Below are 18,824 nucleotides of genomic sequence, written 5' to 3' on the forward strand. Positions count from 1 at the left end.
TTGCAAATGTCCGAAAACCCCTTTGGCAAACCAATGAATACATACATATCCCTCAATTTCAATAGAACACGTTTAACGCAGCTATTGGCACGGCCACAATCACTTGAACTAAATGATCTCACTTAGATTATCAAGCCGCACTTTTGACTCTTTTTCTTGCCGCCTTGATTTTAACCGAGGGCTTCTGAACCACGTTCTCCACCCCTCCGTCAGCTCTAATAGTCCCCACCTCAAAAGTGATATAAATACGAGACGTGCGCTCCATACAGAAAACGTGAAACTATCAAACAAATAACGACGCCCTGCGTTACGCCTTCCCAGAACACCACGCTCGCGACGAGATCTTGCGATCGATGCGAATCTTTTATTGTAAAAGCTCATGAGATAATAAAAAGGCACTGCAGTTCGTCGCGTATAGAGCCCCTTACCCAAGGATTTCGTCCCATTGATGTAGGGAATCGAAGCAACCCCAAGATAATAAAGCCCTAAATCCATTAACACTACGCTGCGCAGCAAATCAAATTCGCCAAGATATTCATACTTATCACGGTAAATAGCTTTGAACCAGCGACGCGAGCATTGATGCATACATTTGTTATGCGATTCAATCTGAGTCGATAACGACTCACCCCTACGCTGTGACAACACTAACTCAACAGCGCCTACAACAGTAAATGCCGTCCAATCAAGCCCCATACTATAGAAGGGGTCGATAAATCCGGCCGCATCACCAACAATTGCCAGACCATCTTCGGCATAACAATCACTGGTATAAGCGATGTTCTTTCGCAAATGCACATCATCTTTAATTGGCTTTGCATTCAATAACAATCTTTTCGCGACCGGATGTGTATCCAACATGCCTCGCATTCGATCAACCAGCCGCCCCTCATCTGGCAAGCTTGCCAGACGCTGATCCATGACAATGCCCACGCTCGTATCACCACCCTTGAGCCGAATAAACCAACTCCACCAACCATCTCCCATCACATGCGTCGTGGCTAAGCCGCGATGAGAAGCTGTTTCACTATTCCAATCTGGAAATTCATTTGAAAGTGAAAGACCATCAAGATCTTCAACATCTTTAAAACGTCCCCAAACTGCCATTAACGGATGCTCTTCGTTCGTCTTAATCCAGCCACGCTTCCGGCCTATGAAAGCCGCAACACCTGAAGCATCAATGACCCAGCGGCATTGCACTTCACGTTGTTCTTCGCCAACTGAAACGATAACGCGATTGGGGCCACCCTCTTTCAAATCAACAGACTTCACCGAAGCCGGCCGCCAAACCGTCACGCCAAGTTTTGAAGCCCGACACAATACCTCTTCATCAAGTTTTGCTCGGTCTACCAGATAAGAAGGCACGCGAGAGAGAAACTTGCCGCCAAGTTCTCCAGAATTACCGAGATTTGTTACGTCATCATTATTAAAGTAGAACCGCAAGCCTTGTTTGATGAGATGCTCATCATTGAGATAGTCAATCAATCCCAGGCCGCGACCAAGAAAATAGGCGCCTACCTCAACGGTCGCCTCCCCTACTTTGCGAGTAAACACTTCACTTTGCTCAACTACAAGTACTCGGATTTCAGGATCACGCTGCCTTAATATGTGAGCAGCACCAGCGCCGGCGACTGAACCGCCAATCACAACTACATCGAATTCGAGGTGCTGTTGCTTCACCATGACAAACGTCATTCCTGTAAGTACTTATTATTTATGCCACAACATTATAGCACGCCATTTTTCAGACGATCTGGCCACTAATTCCTATCTCGGGGCAATCTCATCTGTTGCCCAAGGTCTATTTCGATTTATATGGAGCGCCCGAACACCAGAAACTTGTGCGGCCGTTACAGGTGATGAATCATTACCCCAAGCACGACGAACATAGGTCATGATCGCAGCAATTTCAGCATCACTTCCTAATGGGCTTGCTGGCATTGTTTGGTCAAACACCATGCCATTCATTTCCAGCGACCCTTCTAGTCCATGCAATAATATCTGAGCAAGAACGGTGACCGAACCGGTCACCCAGGGCGACCCACGAAGTGGTGGATACATATGGGGCATGCCCTGACCATCTGCCTGATGACATCCAACACAAACGGTATAGAGTTGGCGCCCCCATTCAAAACGGCGCTGATCAGCGACAGTCCACTGCCATTGAGGCGGCTCTTCGCCAGTGCGCGACGGCCAAGTCAACCTCGCATCAATTTTCTTGACCTTGTCCAGATGAGGCTGATCTACTGACTGAGTAACAAAGTCCTTCCAATCTACAGGCGCCACGTCGAGTCTGAGCATTCGTGATTGTTCTGTGCCGAGTCGCTGTGCTGCCGCAACTGCGTTCCAGAGAACCTGACTTAACCATGGCCGATGAAACGACGCTTTCATCGCTAACTCACAGCATTGACGGCGCTCCTGCGGCGAACCAGATAACATTGATTGAGCCAGGAGATCTGCGGCGCGGCGATGTGATGAACAATCCTCTTTCCACTCATCGGACATTGATATTTCACTGAGCACCAATGATTCGCGGCCTTGAAGCCCTGCGATAGAAGCACTCACGACACGGGGCTCATTTCCGTCTCTATGCAAACTTGAAACCAAAGCAAGCAGTTGAGATTCGTGTTTGCCGTAGCCTAATGTAAGCACCGCTTGAACACGGACAGATATCTCTGAGTCAACGCTACAATCAATAACAGCCGAATCAATCTCCTCGTCACCAAGAAACTTTTCAGCCAAACGCAGTCCATGTACACGAGATTGTATATCGCTATCTGAGAGTGCTACCAAGACATCGTCACGATTGATTTTGCCCAACGCTTCCAGGGTCCAGAGCGCATGAAGACGAGACAGCGAGGCATCCGGCTCCCTTACGAGATCATGAAGCAAATCAGCAATCTCAATTGCGCGACGCTCGACAAGCTGCTGCTGAGCAAAGTCTCGCCTGCATCCATTGGGATCTCGAAGCATTAAGACAAGCTGCTGATTTGTGAGCGATGTCAAATCCAGAGGCGATTCATAAATTGCATCGTCTTTAGAAATTCGATAGATGCGACCGAGGCCAACGTTGCGATCCAACTTTCTCGCCAGAATCTGCTTGCGAAGAAATGTGGTCATGAAAATACGGTGCTGAATAATGCCTCTATACATGTCCACCACATAGACGTTGCCATCAGTCCCTTCAAAAAGATGCACGGGCCTAAATCGCTCATCAGCCGAAGCTAGAAATTCCCTCTTCTCGTAAACATCATCTGCTCTGGGTTGACTGCCATCTTCGGCAATTGACTTTCGCTTTATAAGATTTCCTGCCGGCTCACAGATGAGCGCATTACCCCGCAAATCTTTAGGTAGCGCATGACCCCTATAAATCAAAGGGGAACAAGCAGCAGTAAAATGAGACAACTTACCTTCTGTCGTAAGGACGCCTGGTTGGTATCCGCGGTTAACACCTGGCGTCTTATGAATTGGATAAACACGTTTATCTGGACTAATTGGAACATAGATGCCTGCAAAATGGTCTTGCCTTGGGTTTCGTGCTGCATAATGTGGCGCAACAAGATCCATGAGCAGTGGATTGCTGTTCGGCGCGTAGTACAAACGCCCGAAATCATCTTGCGCAATCCCCCATTGTCCATAACCGCGCGTGGGCTCAATTTCTATTTGCTTACCATCAAAACGTAGGCGAATAGGATGTTGTGATAGATAGATCCAATTGTCGAGACCTCGGAGCAGCCCATTTGCGGCGTGTTCGGGGCTATCGAGTCCGCCAAAGCCTGTCAGAAGGGTCATCGTTTCATCAGCAATACCATCTGAATCCACATCTCGGCAGAACAGTAGATCAGGAGGCGACAAAACAAGAGCGCCGTCATACATCGGCAAAATCGCTCTTGGCAACACCAACTCGTCTAAGAACGTCGTACGAGTATCCATACAACCATCACCGGTGGTATCTTCGAGAATCCCAATTTGCCCCGTTGGAAGAAACTCATCCCCGCCATCAATATCTGACATATAGCCATGCATTTCGACAACCCACAGTCGTCCATCTGCACCAAATCGCGCGATGACTGGATCGCCAATAAGTGGTTCACTCGCAACCAATTCAACTCGATATCCATCTGGTACCACAAGGCCGGCCCTGGCTTGCTCGGGAGTAAGCACCTGAGCGGGAGGTAACACCAGATTCGAAGGGAGTGCGCCTTGCATTTCGCCTGCCCTATCACCCTGTTGCGCCGTTGCAGTACTTGCTAATAGCAGCAAACTAAAAAAGATAGTCTTTCCAAGAGACTGCATTTATTAACCTCACACCTACTTCATGAACGAACTGGCTTCGGCACTTTAATATCAGGTACAAACCAGATATTTCTGAACTGTACGGGGTGACCATGATCTTGTAATAACAAGGGAGCGGGGCCCGGCCCCTCTTGATGGCCAGCGCCGGTGTTTGTTTCAATTGAAACATCATCATGGATTCGAACACCATTGTGATACACCGTGAGCTCAGCCATTTCTTTTTTAGTACCAGTTTCGTCATACACCGGTGGTGTAAATTCAATGAGGTAGGTCTGCCATTGACCCGGCGGCAATGCCATATTCACAGCTGGTGCAGCGACTCCGTAGATGCCTCCACATCGATTTGAAGCGCACGCCAACCCTGCCGAGTCGAGCACCTGCACTTCGTATCTCCCTTGCAAGTAAACACCGCTGTTGCCGCGATCCTGACCTTGACGGTTGGTGGTAGTATTGGGCACGCAGAACTCCAGAAAAAGAACGCCGCCACCCAATGCCTCTCTGGTGAGCAGAGATCCTGTACCCGGCATCACCTCCATGGCACCATCCTCGATTTTCCAACGAGCAGGCTTTTCATCTCCATGGCCCCACCTTGAGAGTGATGAACCATCAAAGAGTGATTGCGCATTGCCGGGCACCGGTGTCTCAAGCAAATCATGCTGGGCCTGTTTGAGGGTGGCAGATTGAGGCTCTGCCAGAATCCGGATCTGAGCATCTCGCCACCACACTTGGCAATCACCGCTATGAACCTGAAATGCAATATGCCCAATCCGATCACGCCTGTCGATATAGTCCGCGCACAACACATCATTGACCCAACAGCGAATGCGTGGCCCCAGTGCTTGAATACGATACTTATTCCATTGCCCTACCTTAAAGGCGCTGCGACCCTGGGAATTGTTCTCCAATGATTGCAACCAGCCGACACCACCCTCATGATAGAGGCCACCAGACCAAGATCGTTTGGAGCCATCAATCTCCAGCTGATAACCCACAAGGCGGTCATCAACCACGTGACTGCGAATCTGAATACCTGAATTACTCTCCTGCTCGATCCTGACATCAAGCTTGAGATCAAAGTCTCTGTACTGCTGAGCACTCACTAAGAAACTATTGCGATCAAAGCTACCCCATCCATGTAACACATGACCATTCATTTCAAAATGGGCTGGACCAACTCGTTTCCAGCCTTCCAGTGACCCGTCTGAAAATAGCTTTTCATAGCCTGCTGAGTCAGCGTAAACTGGCAAGGACATCAGTAGGAAGAGCCCAGCAATCACTGTTTTAAATCTAGGTAATATGTGCATTGAACGCTCCTATACAGCTCTTAAAAGATAGGCCATTTCATGCTTGCAGCAATACCCCGTCAGATTTTTCCATTCACAATCACCATTATTATCCTGACAGGGTACTGCGCAGGGGCTGATCAAGATGCTCAAACGCCACCAGTACCGACCTCACCGATAGAAGGCGATGAAACCCACTACACGACATGCCCAGCCTCCCCTGATGGAATCGGAAAGGTCTACATGGGCCGAGAGATTAGCCAAGTCATGGGCCACCTTGGTGCCCAATGGCTAGAACGCCCAGAGCGGCAACAGGAAGAGCGAACTGATCTACTTGTCCAAATGCTTGAACTCAAGCCAGATCATGTTGTTGCCGACATCGGCGCCGGATCTGGTTACTTCACCATGCCCCTGGCAAAAAATGTCTCCAATGGAAAAGTGCTCGCCGTTGACATTCAACCAGAGATGCTGAAAATGCTAAAGCAAAGAAGCCAGGATTTAGGAATCACGAATGTCACACCGGTTCTAGGAACCATCACCGACCCAAATTTACCTGACTCTTCTGTCGATTTAGTTCTGATGGTTGATGCTTACCACGAGTTTTCGAATCCACGTGAGATGATGGATGCAATTGTCACCGGACTCAAACCTGGGGGGCGGGTGGTTTTGGTCGAATTCAGAGCCGAAGACCCTAAAGTCATGATTAAGCGATTACATAAGATGACCGAAGCTCAGGTACGACTTGAGATGGATGCAGTTGGCCTGGAATGGATAGCCACCAAACATGATCTCCCACAGCAACATGTTTTGATTTTCAAAAAACCTGAACCAACCAAGACAACAGCTGAACCAGAAGAGAAGACCAGCCCGTAGAACCGAAAGAGGCGGAAGTGGTTACAGACTAAAACGTCTCTATTTCGACTGATCTAAAAAATTCAACCTTGCCTGCTGCATAGCTCTTTCGATCTGATGGATGACTTTGCGCGAGTGCTTGTTTGCACTGCTCATAAGAACTAACAACTTCACCTTCAGCTAATAAGAGCTCACGAAAAGCGATGTGCTGATTCCAAGCATCATTTCCAATAACAAATAGATGGGCGTGCGCCACCACTTGCCCTTCAATTTTGCGGGAGAAGAATCGCCTTCCAGGTATCCCCTGCTCGCCATGGCAAGCATATCCAAGCGTCTTCATGAGAGGAATGACCTCACGCGCATGATCTAACTCTTCAATGCCTGGCATGATGTCGAGAATTGGCTCTGCTGATAAATCTGGTATTGCAGTGCTGCCGATATGTTCTGTTTCGAGAACATAAGGCTGACATCCTTCCCGAATTCTTTGCGCCTCTTCCGCAAAGAGATCTGCCCAGCTCGTTTGATGAGCCACTAAACCCACGCTCCCTAAAGGAGCTCCAAGTACATTCCAGCGTTGTTCATCTATCATTTGAGACTATCCCTCTGACACGCGTCCGTTTGGCCAGGAGTTCCATCGATTGGAATTCATCGCTGCCCTAAGCGTCCAATGCTTCGGCGTCACTCAGCGACTACACCCATAGTATGACATTGATTTACCAAAAACGCACACGACTGGGCTAACGAACCACCGTCATGACGCCATTCATGATCCGCCAGTGCCCCGGCACCGTACAGACATAGGGGTATTTTCCCGGTTTTTCAGGAGCAATAAACTCAAGCGTCCTTGACTCCCCTGGTGCCGCCAGCCCCATTACATGCAATATTTTCTCTGAATCAGGGACAAACTCCCGTTCTCGACCGTCAGCGAGTGTGCTCATCGCATCGCCACCACTACCGATCTCACGCAGGGCGCCTGGCTCAATGACCAGAAGATTGTGCTCCATCAGATCATTATTGGCCAACACAATTCGAACAGGCTGGCCAGCCTTCACGGTAAATCGCCGCACGTCATAAATCATCTTCCCACGAACCGCCTCAATTGGGACCACCTTAATGTCAAGATGACCATGCTCAGCTTCCCAATGAGACCGAGGCATCTCATTGATAGCGCTGATAGCGGCAAAGCGGATCTGCTGATCGTTGCCCTCTTTCGTTAAAGGCACGAGTTGGCCAACCGCATTTTCAGGATCCGTCACCCTGGGGAGCGCCGCAATTGCAGAAAGAGATTCACCCTTTAACTGACCACCCGGAATCAAGATATTGGCATTGAGCGATGGAGCGGGCATGTTGCTCGCCGCCCAAACCTCACTTCGGCTCTCGTCAAGAATCCGAATTCGAAACTCACTGAGTCGCTGCCCATAAGGTGGCTCAGTACGATTCCAAACGCGTACAGAGTCGATGGGGACAGACTTTCCTAAATCAACTTCCCACCAAGGATCTTGCTGACCTTCAATCGTGTGCGATGAGGTTCCGGCTGAAAAGATACCATTCGTATCTCCATCAATAGCAAGATCTGCCGTTCCACCGTGCGCCTCTGTTGATTGCGAAGCCTTACCACCGATAGCTACATTTTTTGTTCCCGAGAAGACCTCGACTTCAGGCAAGGTCAGGGTGGCTGGACCAGGAATCTCCACACGCACGAAACGGCCCGCAATACACTGATCAGCCGTTCGAACGCCCGGCAGCGATGCTGTCACCGCCGGCGCCAATGAGGCTCGAATCCTCTCATCAGAAATGTGATCAAGGCTCGCCAAGACAACATCCCTCGATGGCCCATCACCTGCGCCAGAAGCGTGCCAAATTTCATGCGCTGAACCCGACGATAGAACTAGGGCCGCCGTTGCTATTGACGCAAGAGTTGGGTCATCACTTCGCTTTGCCATCGACTCTAAGCGGGGCTGTTGAGCTTGCAGCTGCGAAGGCTCAAGCTGCACAAGCATTTTGCCCAATTCGTCTCGACCAAGCTGTTTATCATCAAGAATTGCAAGGGTATCAAGCAGTTCTTCATCACGGCTATTGCCGTTGAGTTCAGCAAGATGGCTGAGCGCCGCTTCTCGCTTCGCTGAACTTACATCAGCACCACGGGTCAATAGCTCATAAGCAACGTACTCATCAAGCTCTTCTTCCAAGAGATCTTTTGTGCCCAAACGTTTCAGCATGAAGTCAACCGGAATGGGTCCAGAAGGCTCGCCATATTTACCAAGCACCGCGATCGTTCTGTCTAGCACGTACTCAAAGGCCCTATCCATTGGCCGCTTCGTCGACATCAGAGCAACATTAGCTGCATCACTTGACGGCACAAAGCCACATGCCAGCACTGCTTCTAAACGCACCCGCTGATCATCATCATGTACTTGTTGACGCAACAGCTTCAACGGTTCGTCGATATCAGGCAACGTATGCCTCAGCACTCGCGTTGATGCGGCGCGAGCTCGAGGATCCTCCGCTTGCAGAAGTTTCTCCAGCAGCGGCTGATTGACTTGACCAAGCCCCTGATAAACCCATAGACCTTCTAAAAGGCGATGTTCGTATCCTGGATCTGCTGGATCGGCTGATGCAATCCAAGCTTCTAACGCTGGGAGTACGTCTGCTGGATCACGGCGCTGCAATTCTAATCGCGCATGATATCTCGTACGACTCTCGTACGATTCAAGCAAGGAAAGTAAAGACTCATTTGACTCACCAACAATTTGAGGTGGCTCAAGTATCAATCCATCTCGATGCGTGACTCGCCAAATTCGACCATGAGCATGATCACGCCGTTCATCACGCATCGAGTACTGCATATGACCAACAATAGGATTGTGATAGTCCAGCACATACAACGCACCATCTGGACCGAGCATCATGTCGACCGGGCGAAAGTTGACATCCGTTGAGCGAAGAAGCTCTTGCGGCATCGACTCACTTCCAAAACCAGAGCCATCATCAAAGATCCGGTACCAGCGCACACCATGGAACCCAATACATTGATTGATCAGAAACCGTCCCTGAATTTCTTCCGGAAAGTGACTTGAATGAATAATCTCTGTGCCGGAGGTTGGACGGCGCCCACCAGGCGTAAAGGACTGAACAGGCGTCCCGCCCGAATAGACTTCTTGCCCTGCTCGAGGGTAGTCGTAGTTACTGGAAACCTGGGCGCCTGTGTAGTTTGCACCATTGGAAGCATCCGAAACAATATTCTGACCCCATGCATCAAAGACGTGACCCCAAGGATTCGCATAGGGATAGCTTGAGAAAACCTCGAATCGATGGGAACGAGGATCAAATCGAAAGACCGCCCCATACTTCACACGCTTGGGCCCATACGGTGTCTCCACTTGTGAGTGGTGAAACGTACCTTCATTAAAGTAAAAGGCCCCGCCCGGTCCCCACTCGAACGCCGACATCGAATGGTGGCTATCTTCAGAACCAAAACCATGGAGCACGATTTCTCGCGTATCCGCTATCCCATCTCCATTAATATCTTCGGCATAGATCAGATTTGGCTGATCAACGATGTAAGCACCATCTCCCCTAATAGCAAAGCCCGTCGGGATATAGAGCCCGTCTAAAAAAGTGGTTGACGCGTCAGCGCGGCCGTCATTGTCTGTGTCAGACAAAATAATGACCGAATCATTTGGAGGCTCACCCGGCAATAGATGTGGGTAAGTCGGCGCATTTGAAACCCATAGACGTCCTTGGGCATCAAAGGCCATTGCCATTGGATTACGCAGAGGGAAATCAACTTCAGATGCATAGAGGTTAATTTCATAACCATCTGCAAGTATGAACTTGTCAATACTTTGCTGCGGCGTTAGAAATTTAGGCTCTTCAACAACATTAGGATCACCAGCCCAAACACACTGCCCAAAAGCAGTGATCGATAAACCCAAAATAAACCAACATCGAATAAGGCATTGACTCATGGCGACCCCTGGCTACTGCCCTCAATGAGCATGTTCTTGGGATCAACCTTGGGCATGGCCCAGATGCGCTGGTCCGCTTCTAAAATGAGTTGATCTTGCTTTTGCATTTCAGGGGGAAAAGACTCAACACCAAAAGGGGCCTTCCGCCGACCATAAACATATTCCGTATTGACAGGTCGCCAGCGATAGAAGAACTGTCTGTTCTTGTGAATGATTGCTTGCCGCAACAACTCTGCTTGTGGATTCAGATTCCAGGGACTCAAAGGCGGCACATCAGCGGGCATTAGACCCAGGGCATTGGCCAAATGCTGGCTCACAAATCGATAGCCCTCATCATTGAGATGAATGCCATTGATCGTCAGCGGCTTGCTCCCCAATTCAGTCATATGTGCATACGTAGGCGCATAAAGATCAATAAAAACAACGCCCTTTTTCTTGGCAACTTTATTCATAGAAGCCGTGTACAACTCAAGATCATGATTGTGCGCAGTCGGATCAGGCAATGAACCGCCCAAGTCTTCGTGAGCAATCGGTGAAACCAGAACCAGACGAGGCGACGCCTCTGTGTTGTACTGTTGGCTTTGATGACCATCGATATACACAGCAAGATCACGCTCGAATTGATCCAGCTCTTCAGCGCCCTGAAATGACTCATTCATTCCAAAACACGCGATGATCACGTCCGTTTTGTTTGCCGCAAGGTGTTCCTGCATGGTGCCAAAATTGAGTGGACGGGGTTGGAGCGTCAGTTCATCTCCACTCCATCCCATATTCCGTAGCGAGATATTGTCTTTTGGCCTCGTTGTTTGAAGCATCGTCTCAAGGTAACCGTAATGCCCCATGCGCTCCGCAAAGGTATTACCGAGAACGACAACCCGATCTCCTGGCTCAACCACATCTGCAGCAGCAAACGGCAAACATGATGCCATCCCTAAAATCATCGTTGAGAAAATGCTGCGGTGGAACATCCTGTCATCATATCGCGTCAGCCTGTTTCTCTGCCGACTACTTTCGGCCATGGCCGCTAGATCTGTGACGATGTTTGATAAGAATCGGTCAGATACGGCAGATCCTCGACAGAGGGCCACATCCTTAGATCCAGATGGGTGCGACGTTTTTTATTTCGAGCTGGATTATTCTTGAGTCCAGAGTTGGACTGTAAAGAGTGGCCCGAGCTTCCCCCATCCACCTGCAGGAGATTCAAACTCATACACACAATCAAGCAACTAAGAAGACCAGCCATCGCAAGCAGGCAGATCACGGTTTTTTTGTGGCTCATCATTGATTACCTCACGTAACGGGTGTCCAAGCTGTCACCAACAACAGCCTCTAATCGCCCCCTTCCATAGGGGCTATGAACCCCTGCGAAACCTCTTGGCAGAGAAGGCCAAAAAAAACCAATGGAGGCCCCAGATGGCCGATGAGCCACAAACTCCCATTATCAGGCCACCAACCCACTATTAGACGATCAGACATGCTAAGAAACGGACTTTTGGGTTGCCATCCTGCTACAGTAAAGTATTGTCGAAGGTGCTTGGGACCGCATTAACTGGCCTATACTTGACCACTTCATGATGCTCATCGGTAAGAACACAACTTCTGGACTCCTCGCCTTCATAATGATGGCAGTGATTGCGTTGGGGTGCCAAAACCAGAAAACCGATAACAATGTCGCGATCATGAAGGTCAGCACAGACACCACTGCCTGTTGTGCTACAGCTGATCCTATTGCTGCCCAAAACGCCACTGGCACCGTAAAGACCTCGACAAAAGTAGTCTGCACGAGCTGCGGCCAAATCAAGGGAACCGATGTTTGCTGCCATGCGGATATGCCTATCTGCGGCTGCGGACTCCAAAAGGGGGCACCGGGATGCTGCAAAATAACGAAGGACTCCGATGAGGTCATCGTGATTTGTATGTCATGTGAGCAGTTCAAGGGGACTGAGAACTGCTGTAAAATGAACTGAACACTATGTAACCAAGGCTCAATGAGGCCGCTTAAACTAGAAACTAACTACTTAGATCCATAAACAGAATGATCTGAATAACCCAACACCCACAAGAGAGACTTGTGGACAGGAGATGAGACCCATGACCATCCGTACCAAACTTGCTACCAACCTTCTTGCCGCCGCACTGGTAGCAGCCTTTACTGTTGGGTGCCAGAACACAAAGACTGATACCGCAGCAAGAGCGAAGGTTTCAACGAACTCACCAACAGCTTCAACCGGCACTTGCTCAGCAAGCCAAACCGCCTGTTGCCAAAGTGGCAATAAAGCGAGCACTGAAGTTGCGACCTCAACTTGCAGCAGCACCAACAAAGCCAGCACTGAAGAAGCTGCCAATTCAGGTTGCTGCAGCAGCCAGAATAAAGCCAGCACCGAAGAAGCTGCCGCGTCAACTTGCAGCAGCAAGAATAAAATCAGCACTGAAGAAGCTGCCAACTCAGGCTGCAGCAGCAAGAATAAAGCCAGCACCGAAGAAGCTGCCACGTCAACTTGCAGCAGCAAGAAGAAAATCAGCACAGAAGAACCTGCTCCTGACTGCGCTTCAAGCTGCAGCGGCAAAGCAAAGACTTCAGGATCAGGATGCCCATTCAGCAGCAACAACTGATTGCGTGTTTGTGAGCATCTACGGATAGCTCAACTGAATAGCAAAAAAAAACGCACTACCTTCTGGGTGGTGCGTTTTTTATTTTTGGAATCGTTAGACGCTAAAGTAGTCCCAAGATATAGGCTGCAGCAGCGACGCCACAAGCAGCAACCCACATCCACGCCCAGTAGGTTTGCTCAGGCGCTTCCCCTTCAGTCTCTACGTGTTCAACTGGTTGCTCAGGTTGCTTTACCGGAGGCGAAACTTGCTTTGGCGGTAATGGGTGGCGACGCCTGCGCCGCGTTGAACCGACGGTGGCACGAGGAAGCGTACGTACCGGCTTAAATTGAGATGGATGCTCAGGCATGTCTTGTAGGTTAGGTCGACCAAACGGGGTCAGTCCACCTCTATGAGAGGATGATGTCCGAGAAACTCAAGCAATCTGCCATTAAATGCCTCTGCTTGCTCGAAATTCAACATATGTCCCGTTTCTTGAATGGCCATCAGAGCGACATTCGGGATTCTCTCGACCAAACACTCAGCGATCGCGCGAAAATCTGGCTCGTCAAGGGCGCCTACAACCACCAGTGTCGGGCACTCGACGTCCTCGAGATGCTTGATGGATTGCAGATTCAGTCGCTTAAAACCATGTCTCCAATGCCATCCACGATAGTCTTCCACCATCTCAGTGAGCGCTGCTCGCCAGTGTGGATTATTCGAGACATACTTGAACAGCGGGCTGCCCAGCCAGTTCTTTTGTGCCGCCTTCAGCTCACCCGCACGGGCTCGGTCTTCTGAAACTTTAAGTTGCGCAATGTACTCTTTGCTAAATTCATATCCACCAATTCCTGAACTGGCTAATGTCAATGTTGCAATAAGCGCAGGATGTTCTATCGCCATTTCAAGAGCAACGGCGCCTCCATACGAGAGACCGCATAAATGCACTTGATTGAAACCCAAGTGTCCAACAAGTGCGACCATATCTGAAGACGTATAGGTTTTTGTTTCAGGAGGATCTTCAGATGCACCAAAGCCCGGCATATCACAAAGTATGAGCGTATAACTGGCACCCAGAGCGGTGACTTGAGGCTGCCACATCCGACGGTCTACACCAAATCCATGCAAGAGCAATAGCGGTGGACCTTGACCTCGTATTTCATAGGTCACCCTGACACCGTTAACCTCAGCCTCATCCACCACAAAAAGAATCCTAGATCATGTCATTGATGATTGCTTCAAGAACCTCTTGACGACCAGACTCAATCACCGGCTCTCCACTGGCTAAGGCATGCTCACGCAAGTCATCAAAGGTGGTTTCCCCACCCTCAACGCGCTTCCCTAACTCAGAATTCCAACTCCGATAACGCTGATCGATGAATGCCTGGATGCGCCCATCCGCTCTGAGCGCGGCCGCAATTTTCAATCCACGGGCATACGTGTCCATTCCCGCAATATGCGCGTGAAAGAGATCAATAGGGTCAAACGATTCACGCCGGCGTTTGGAATCAAAATTGAGTCCGCCAGTGGTTAACCCACCGATGTCTAAAACCTCATGCATGACCCATGCTGCATCATAAAGATCTACAGGGAAACAATCTGTGTCCCATCCCAAGTTCGGCGTACCAAGATTGGCATCGATTGAACCAAGTGCATCAGCATCAATAGCAACTTTTAGTTCATGTCGCATTGTATTTCCTGCAAGCGCCGCATGATTCGTTTCAAGATTCAGCTTGAAGTGATCAAGAAGATCAAACTCGCGAAGAAAATTCAGGCACGCGGCAGCATCAGAATCATATTGATGTGTGGTTGGCTCTTTTGGTTTAGGCTCAATAAAAAACGAGCCTTCAAATCCAATATTCTTCTTATGGTCAACTGCCATATGAAAGAAACGAGCCAAGTGTTCTCGCTCACGCTTCATGTCAGTATTGATCAGTGTGGCGTAACCTTCTCGTCCTCCCCAGAACACATAGCCTTGACCACCAAGCTTGTGCGTCCAATTCATCGCATGCCTTACTTGAGCACCGCCCCACGCATATGCATCGAGAGAGCAGCTCGTTGCTGCTCCATGCATATAACGAGGATGAATAAAGAGACATGCTGTACCCCAAAGCAGTTTTTTACCACTTTGCTTTTGAGCTTTTAATAATGCCTCGCCTACTCGATCTAGATTTTGTTCAGTTGTCTCAAGATCTGCGCCTTCCGGAGATACATCACGATCGTGAAAGCAGTAGTAGTCAATGTCACACTTCTCAAGAAATTCGAAAAAGACATCGACTCGAGCTATTGCATTCTCAACCGAATCACTCCCATCATCCCACGGCATTTTGGCTGTTCCAACGCCAAACGGATCCGCTAGTGGATTGCGCATCGTGTGCCAGTATGCACAAGCAAATCGCAAATGCTCTCGCATTGACTTGCCTTCAACAAGTGCTTCTGCGTCATAGTGCTTAAAGGCGAGTGGGTTCTTTGAGTCAGGACCCTCAAAGACAATTTTCTGAATTTCAGGGAAGGCGTGTGCGGCCATGGTCAAATCCTCACTTATACAAATGTCGTTTGTGGACCGGACAGGCTATCACATTCCTGTTCAAGCTCATTGAAATCCAGATTCCCTTATGATGTCAATACATCCCTAATAGGCTCAAAAACATGACCAAAGAGAATTCTCTAGAAACAACTCACCACGAAGCCAAATCGCTGCTTATTACCGGCATTTCGCTGATTGCCGCAATGGGTGGACTGTTATTTGGTTATGACACCGGGGTGATGACCGGGGTGATCTTTATCCTGCAAGATGATCCAAACTGGCTACTCCAGGGATCGCATCTCGGACTGATGGTGGCCATTGCTTTGTTGGGATGTGCTATCGGCGCACTCGTTGGTGGGCGACTTGCAGATCAGCGCGGACGCCGCTTTGCACTCTTCCTCTCTGGCGTGCTATTCATAGCTGGTTCGATTGCCTGCGCGTTCGCACGAGACTACTGGTTTCTCTTTGGATCTCGGCTATTGGTTGGCGCTGCGATCGGTGTCACATCTGTTGCGACACCTTTATATATCTCAGAACTTGCCCCTGCCCACATCCGCGGGCGGCTCGTTTCGCTTTACCAATTTGCCATTGTGATCGGTATTCTTGCCGCCTTCCTGGTGAGCTGGGGACTTGAAGTATTGCCGTGGGTCACAACGGACGAATCTTGGAGATGGATGTTTGGCCTAGGTGCGATACCGGCATTGGTTCTCTTGCCGGGAGTTATGTGGCTTCCCGCAAGCCCACGATGGCTTGTTCATAAGGGGCATATTGATCGAGCTCGAAAAGTACTCGAGCGAATTCTGCATAACCCACGACATGCACACGAGGCGATTGATCTTGTTCAATTATCAATCAATAAAGAAGATGGCGGCGGCGGTCTCAAGACAGTCTTTGGCTCCAAATTCCGCATGGCACTTATTGTTGGTCTCGGCCTCGCCATTTTCCAGCAACTCATCGGCATCAACGCCGTGCTCTACTACGGCGATCTCATCTTCAAAGACGCTGGCTTTGTCGAAGCCGCCGGTGCATTCAAGGATGAGGTGATTGTTGGCACAGTCAATGCACTGTTTACACTCATCGCCATCTGGCTCCTTGACAAAGTAGGACGCGTGCCTCTGATGTTGATTGGCTTGATTGGCATGGGCCTCAGCATGGCAGCGCTCAGCCTTGCTTTCCTGAGTACAAACGATGGCGCGGACACAACGGCGCTTTCTGGATGGATCTCACTGATCGCCATGTGTTGCTATGTCGCATGCTTTGCGTTCTCTATGGGACCAATTGTATGGGTCATGATTGCTGAGATTTTCCCGCTCAAAGTGAGAGGCCTGGCGATCGCTGTCGTAACAGCTGCAAACTGGATTGCTAATCTCGCCGTGTCATATACCTTCCCTATTCTGAAGGACAATCTCTCTGGCGGCTGGACGTTCATGATCTATGTCGTCATGATCATTCTGACCTTCATATTCATTATTATCTGGGTACCAGAAACCAAGGGCAAGACGCTCGAAGAGCTTGAAGAGATCTGGCATCAGAATAAAAAAGATTAATGTCTAGCGCCCACAAAATTGCCTCACTGGCTGATTGCCAAGTTGATGCCGTCCGCGGCTTCTTACCAAGTACAGATCCACTCAAGTCTCTCAGTGAAACTTATGAGCCATGGGAAACACTGGCCATGAGACTCAATGGCCTCATGGCGGCAGGTGCTTGCCGAAAAGCCATTGAGAACCTCCCAACACTTGATACGACTTCACTCAAAACCAACGCCGAACGAGAGCGGGCAATGCTCTTGCTGAGTGTCTTTGGCAACGCCTATGTTTGGGGTGATGTGACGCCAGCCACTCAAATTCCTTCGACGCTTGCGATTCCTTGGAATCAGGTTGCGATCGCGATTGATCGACCCATGATTACATCACACGCATCCATCGTGCTTAACAATTGGCAGCGCATCGATTCAACTGGTCCCATTGCACTCGGAAACATTGACACACTGCAAACATTTCTGGGTGGCATGGACGAGCGATGGTTCTATCTCGTCACGGTGGCCATTGAGGCTGCTGGCGGAGAAGCGTTACCAGCGATTGTTGACGCGCAACTCGCCGTCATAGACGGCAACCAAGATAAACTCACCACAGCACTGGAAACAGTACATACTGTTATCCAAAGAATTACGGCGCTTCTGGCTCGCATGGAAGAGCGCTGTGATCCACACATTTTTTATCACCGTGTTCGACCTTTCTTGGCCGGTTGGCCAAAGCCGGGCATTACTTACAACGGCGTTGACAAAGAGTCGCGGGTACTGATTGGCGGTAGTGCTGCACAAAGCTCGCTCATCCAGACAATCGATGCCGCCCTTGGTGTTGAACATCACGATCCACGCAGTCGTCCATTTCTCATGGCGGTACGCGCCTACATGCCAGTTGGCCACCGACGGTTTGTCGAACAGATTGAATCTGGTCCTTCGATACGGCAGTTCCTATCGGGCTCCGGCAATACAACCAAGGCGGCCTCTTTCTACCGACAGTGTTTAGAGGCCTTAGAGAAATTTCGTCGCGATCACATTCGTATCACCACGCGTTATATCACTGCAGCTGCGGGCGATCTAGAAAAGGCCAGAGGGACTGGCGGCACAGAATTCGCAGGCTTTCTCAAGGCTGCTCGCCAAGAAACAACCGCTACCCATCTCACCTGATGCCTAAGATGCCCTCAACGAAGCATTTTGACATCAAATTGATGTAGAAAGAACCAGCAGTATCCAGTTGACGTAGTATCGGCACGCTGATTTACAGCATCTAGGAAGGCATCGGATTCATGAGTGAGAAACACAACAAACTTGAAACAGCTCTTTTTGGCGCAGGTTGTTTCTGGGGGGTAGAAGAGACGTTCCGTAAGCAGCCGGGCGTACGAGAGACCTCTGTGGGCTACAGCGGCGGCGCGATCTCGAACCCCTCATACGAGCTCGTATGCAGCGGCAAGACTGGCCATGCTGAAGTCGTGCAGATTACCTTTGACCCCTCAGATGTTTCATACGAGGAGCTCTTGAATGTCTTCTGGGATTGCCATGATCCAACCCAAATGAACCGCCAGGGTCCAGACCGGGGCTCGCAGTACCGCTCTGTCATTTTCTACAACTCAACAGAACAAGCAGAGTCAGCCCGTGACACCAAGAGAGCGCAAAGTACCTCGAACCGATACAGGCAGCCAATTGTCACGGAGATTTCAATTGCCGGAACATTCTGGCCGGCTGAGGAATACCATCAACAATATCTCGCCAAACGAGGTATGGGGGCGTGCCCCTCGCAGTAAAGCGAT

The 18,824-nt window shown here is 49.8% G+C and carries 15 protein-coding genes; 4 read left to right on the forward strand and 11 right to left on the reverse strand.

Annotation, left to right across the window (positions count from 1 at the left end; all coding sequences use genetic code 11):
• Window positions 1-108 precede the first annotated feature (108 nt).
• The 3 genes from P8J86_00310 to P8J86_00320 form a co-directional block, all read right to left on the reverse strand.
• On the reverse strand, window positions 109-1,683 hold the full coding sequence (locus P8J86_00310; GenBank protein ID MDG2053127.1) for a tryptophan 7-halogenase: 1,575 nt from the start codon (window positions 1,681-1,683) through the stop codon (window positions 109-111).
• A gap of 84 nt (window positions 1,684-1,767) precedes the next feature.
• Complete coding sequence (locus tag P8J86_00315; protein ID MDG2053128.1) at window positions 1,768-4,296, reverse strand: c-type cytochrome; 2,529 nt, start codon at window positions 4,294-4,296, stop codon at window positions 1,768-1,770.
• 20 nt (window positions 4,297-4,316) lie between these two features.
• Window positions 4,317-5,600 (reverse strand): DUF1080 domain-containing protein, encoded by a 1,284-nt coding sequence (locus tag P8J86_00320; GenBank protein MDG2053129.1) that lies wholly within the window; start codon window positions 5,598-5,600, stop codon window positions 4,317-4,319.
• A 39-nt stretch (window positions 5,601-5,639) separates the two neighbouring features.
• Between P8J86_00320 and P8J86_00325 the strand changes: the two genes are divergently transcribed.
• Window positions 5,640-6,452: a methyltransferase domain-containing protein gene (locus tag P8J86_00325; protein MDG2053130.1), complete on the forward strand. Its 813-nt coding sequence runs from the start codon at window positions 5,640-5,642 to the stop codon at window positions 6,450-6,452.
• A gap of 28 nt (window positions 6,453-6,480) precedes the next feature.
• On the opposite strand, the gene P8J86_00330 is transcribed toward P8J86_00325, so the two are convergent.
• From P8J86_00330 to xylA, 8 genes are all read right to left on the reverse strand, one after another.
• A complete protein-coding gene (locus P8J86_00330; protein MDG2053131.1) occupies window positions 6,481-7,020 on the reverse strand; it encodes a GrpB family protein in 540 nt (179 codons plus the stop codon).
• Window positions 7,021-7,168: 148 nt separating this feature from the next.
• On the reverse strand, window positions 7,169-10,399 hold the full coding sequence (locus P8J86_00335; protein ID MDG2053132.1) for a plastocyanin/azurin family copper-binding protein: 3,231 nt from the start codon (window positions 10,397-10,399) through the stop codon (window positions 7,169-7,171).
• A complete protein-coding gene (locus P8J86_00340) occupies window positions 10,396-11,367 on the reverse strand; it encodes an SGNH/GDSL hydrolase family protein (GenBank protein ID MDG2053133.1) in 972 nt (323 codons plus the stop codon). The genes P8J86_00335 and P8J86_00340 overlap by 4 nt, the downstream gene beginning before the upstream one ends.
• A gap of 540 nt (window positions 11,368-11,907) precedes the next feature.
• Window positions 11,908-12,222, reverse strand: coding sequence for a hypothetical protein (locus P8J86_00345; protein MDG2053134.1), 315 nt, complete (start codon window positions 12,220-12,222; stop codon window positions 11,908-11,910).
• 195 nt (window positions 12,223-12,417) lie between these two features.
• The gene (locus P8J86_00350) at window positions 12,418-13,008 is read right to left on the reverse strand and encodes a hypothetical protein (protein ID MDG2053135.1); all 591 of its coding nucleotides are present in this window, start codon (window positions 13,006-13,008) and stop codon (window positions 12,418-12,420) included.
• 104 nt (window positions 13,009-13,112) lie between these two features.
• Window positions 13,113-13,358: a hypothetical protein gene (locus tag P8J86_00355; GenBank protein ID MDG2053136.1), complete on the reverse strand. Its 246-nt coding sequence runs from the start codon at window positions 13,356-13,358 to the stop codon at window positions 13,113-13,115.
• A gap of 29 nt (window positions 13,359-13,387) precedes the next feature.
• Window positions 13,388-14,191 carry an alpha/beta hydrolase gene (locus P8J86_00360; GenBank protein ID MDG2053137.1) on the reverse strand — a complete coding sequence of 268 codons (804 nt, stop codon included), beginning with the start codon at window positions 14,189-14,191 and terminating at the stop codon, window positions 13,388-13,390.
• Between the two features lie 10 nt (window positions 14,192-14,201).
• The gene (xylA, locus tag P8J86_00365) at window positions 14,202-15,515 is read right to left on the reverse strand and encodes a xylose isomerase (GenBank protein ID MDG2053138.1); all 1,314 of its coding nucleotides are present in this window, start codon (window positions 15,513-15,515) and stop codon (window positions 14,202-14,204) included.
• A gap of 122 nt (window positions 15,516-15,637) precedes the next feature.
• Here xylA and P8J86_00370 point away from each other — a divergent pair, with 122 nt between their 5' ends.
• The 3 genes from P8J86_00370 (at window position 15,638) to msrA (ending at window position 18,818) form a co-directional block, all read left to right on the forward strand.
• Window positions 15,638-17,062, forward strand: a complete 1,425-nt coding sequence (locus tag P8J86_00370) for a sugar porter family MFS transporter (GenBank protein ID MDG2053139.1) — start codon at window positions 15,638-15,640, stop codon at window positions 17,060-17,062.
• On the forward strand, window positions 17,062-18,204 hold the full coding sequence (locus P8J86_00375; GenBank protein MDG2053140.1) for an indoleamine 2,3-dioxygenase: 1,143 nt from the start codon (window positions 17,062-17,064) through the stop codon (window positions 18,202-18,204). The genes P8J86_00370 and P8J86_00375 overlap by 1 nt, the downstream gene beginning before the upstream one ends.
• A 119-nt stretch (window positions 18,205-18,323) precedes the next feature.
• Window positions 18,324-18,818 (forward strand): peptide-methionine (S)-S-oxide reductase MsrA, encoded by a 495-nt coding sequence (gene msrA, locus P8J86_00380; GenBank protein MDG2053141.1) that lies wholly within the window; start codon window positions 18,324-18,326, stop codon window positions 18,816-18,818.
• Window positions 18,819-18,824: the final 6 nt, after the last annotated feature.

The organism is Phycisphaerales bacterium (assembly GCA_029268515.1).
GTDB lineage: Bacteria > Planctomycetota > Phycisphaerae > Phycisphaerales > SM1A02 > JAQWNP01.

What these genes read in the sequence shown, in the direction of transcription:
- P8J86_00335 (MDG2053132.1), bottom strand. Translation starts at nt 10,399, where the DNA reads ATGAGTCAATGCCTTATTCGATGTTGGTTTATTTTGGGTTTATCGATC.
- msrA (MDG2053141.1), top strand. Translation starts at nt 18,324, where the DNA reads ATGAGTGAGAAACACAACAAACTTGAAACAGCTCTTTTTGGCGCAGGT.
- P8J86_00325 (MDG2053130.1), top strand. Translation starts at nt 5,640, where the DNA reads ATGCTTGCAGCAATACCCCGTCAGATTTTTCCATTCACAATCACCATT.
- P8J86_00330 (MDG2053131.1), bottom strand. Translation starts at nt 7,020, where the DNA reads ATGATAGATGAACAACGCTGGAATGTACTTGGAGCTCCTTTAGGGAGC.
- xylA (MDG2053138.1), bottom strand. Translation starts at nt 15,515, where the DNA reads ATGGCCGCACACGCCTTCCCTGAAATTCAGAAAATTGTCTTTGAGGGT.
- P8J86_00320 (MDG2053129.1), bottom strand. Translation starts at nt 5,600, where the DNA reads ATGCACATATTACCTAGATTTAAAACAGTGATTGCTGGGCTCTTCCTA.
- P8J86_00340 (MDG2053133.1), bottom strand. Translation starts at nt 11,367, where the DNA reads ATGTTCCACCGCAGCATTTTCTCAACGATGATTTTAGGGATGGCATCA.
- P8J86_00375 (MDG2053140.1), top strand. Translation starts at nt 17,062, where the DNA reads ATGTCTAGCGCCCACAAAATTGCCTCACTGGCTGATTGCCAAGTTGAT.
- P8J86_00310 (MDG2053127.1), bottom strand. Translation starts at nt 1,683, where the DNA reads ATGGTGAAGCAACAGCACCTCGAATTCGATGTAGTTGTGATTGGCGGT.
- P8J86_00355 (MDG2053136.1), bottom strand. Translation starts at nt 13,358, where the DNA reads ATGCCTGAGCATCCATCTCAATTTAAGCCGGTACGTACGCTTCCTCGT.
- P8J86_00370 (MDG2053139.1), top strand. Translation starts at nt 15,638, where the DNA reads ATGACCAAAGAGAATTCTCTAGAAACAACTCACCACGAAGCCAAATCG.
- P8J86_00315 (MDG2053128.1), bottom strand. Translation starts at nt 4,296, where the DNA reads ATGCAGTCTCTTGGAAAGACTATCTTTTTTAGTTTGCTGCTATTAGCA.
- P8J86_00345 (MDG2053134.1), bottom strand. Translation starts at nt 12,222, where the DNA reads ATGGCAGCAAACATCGGTTCCCTTGATTTGGCCGCAGCTCGTGCAGAC.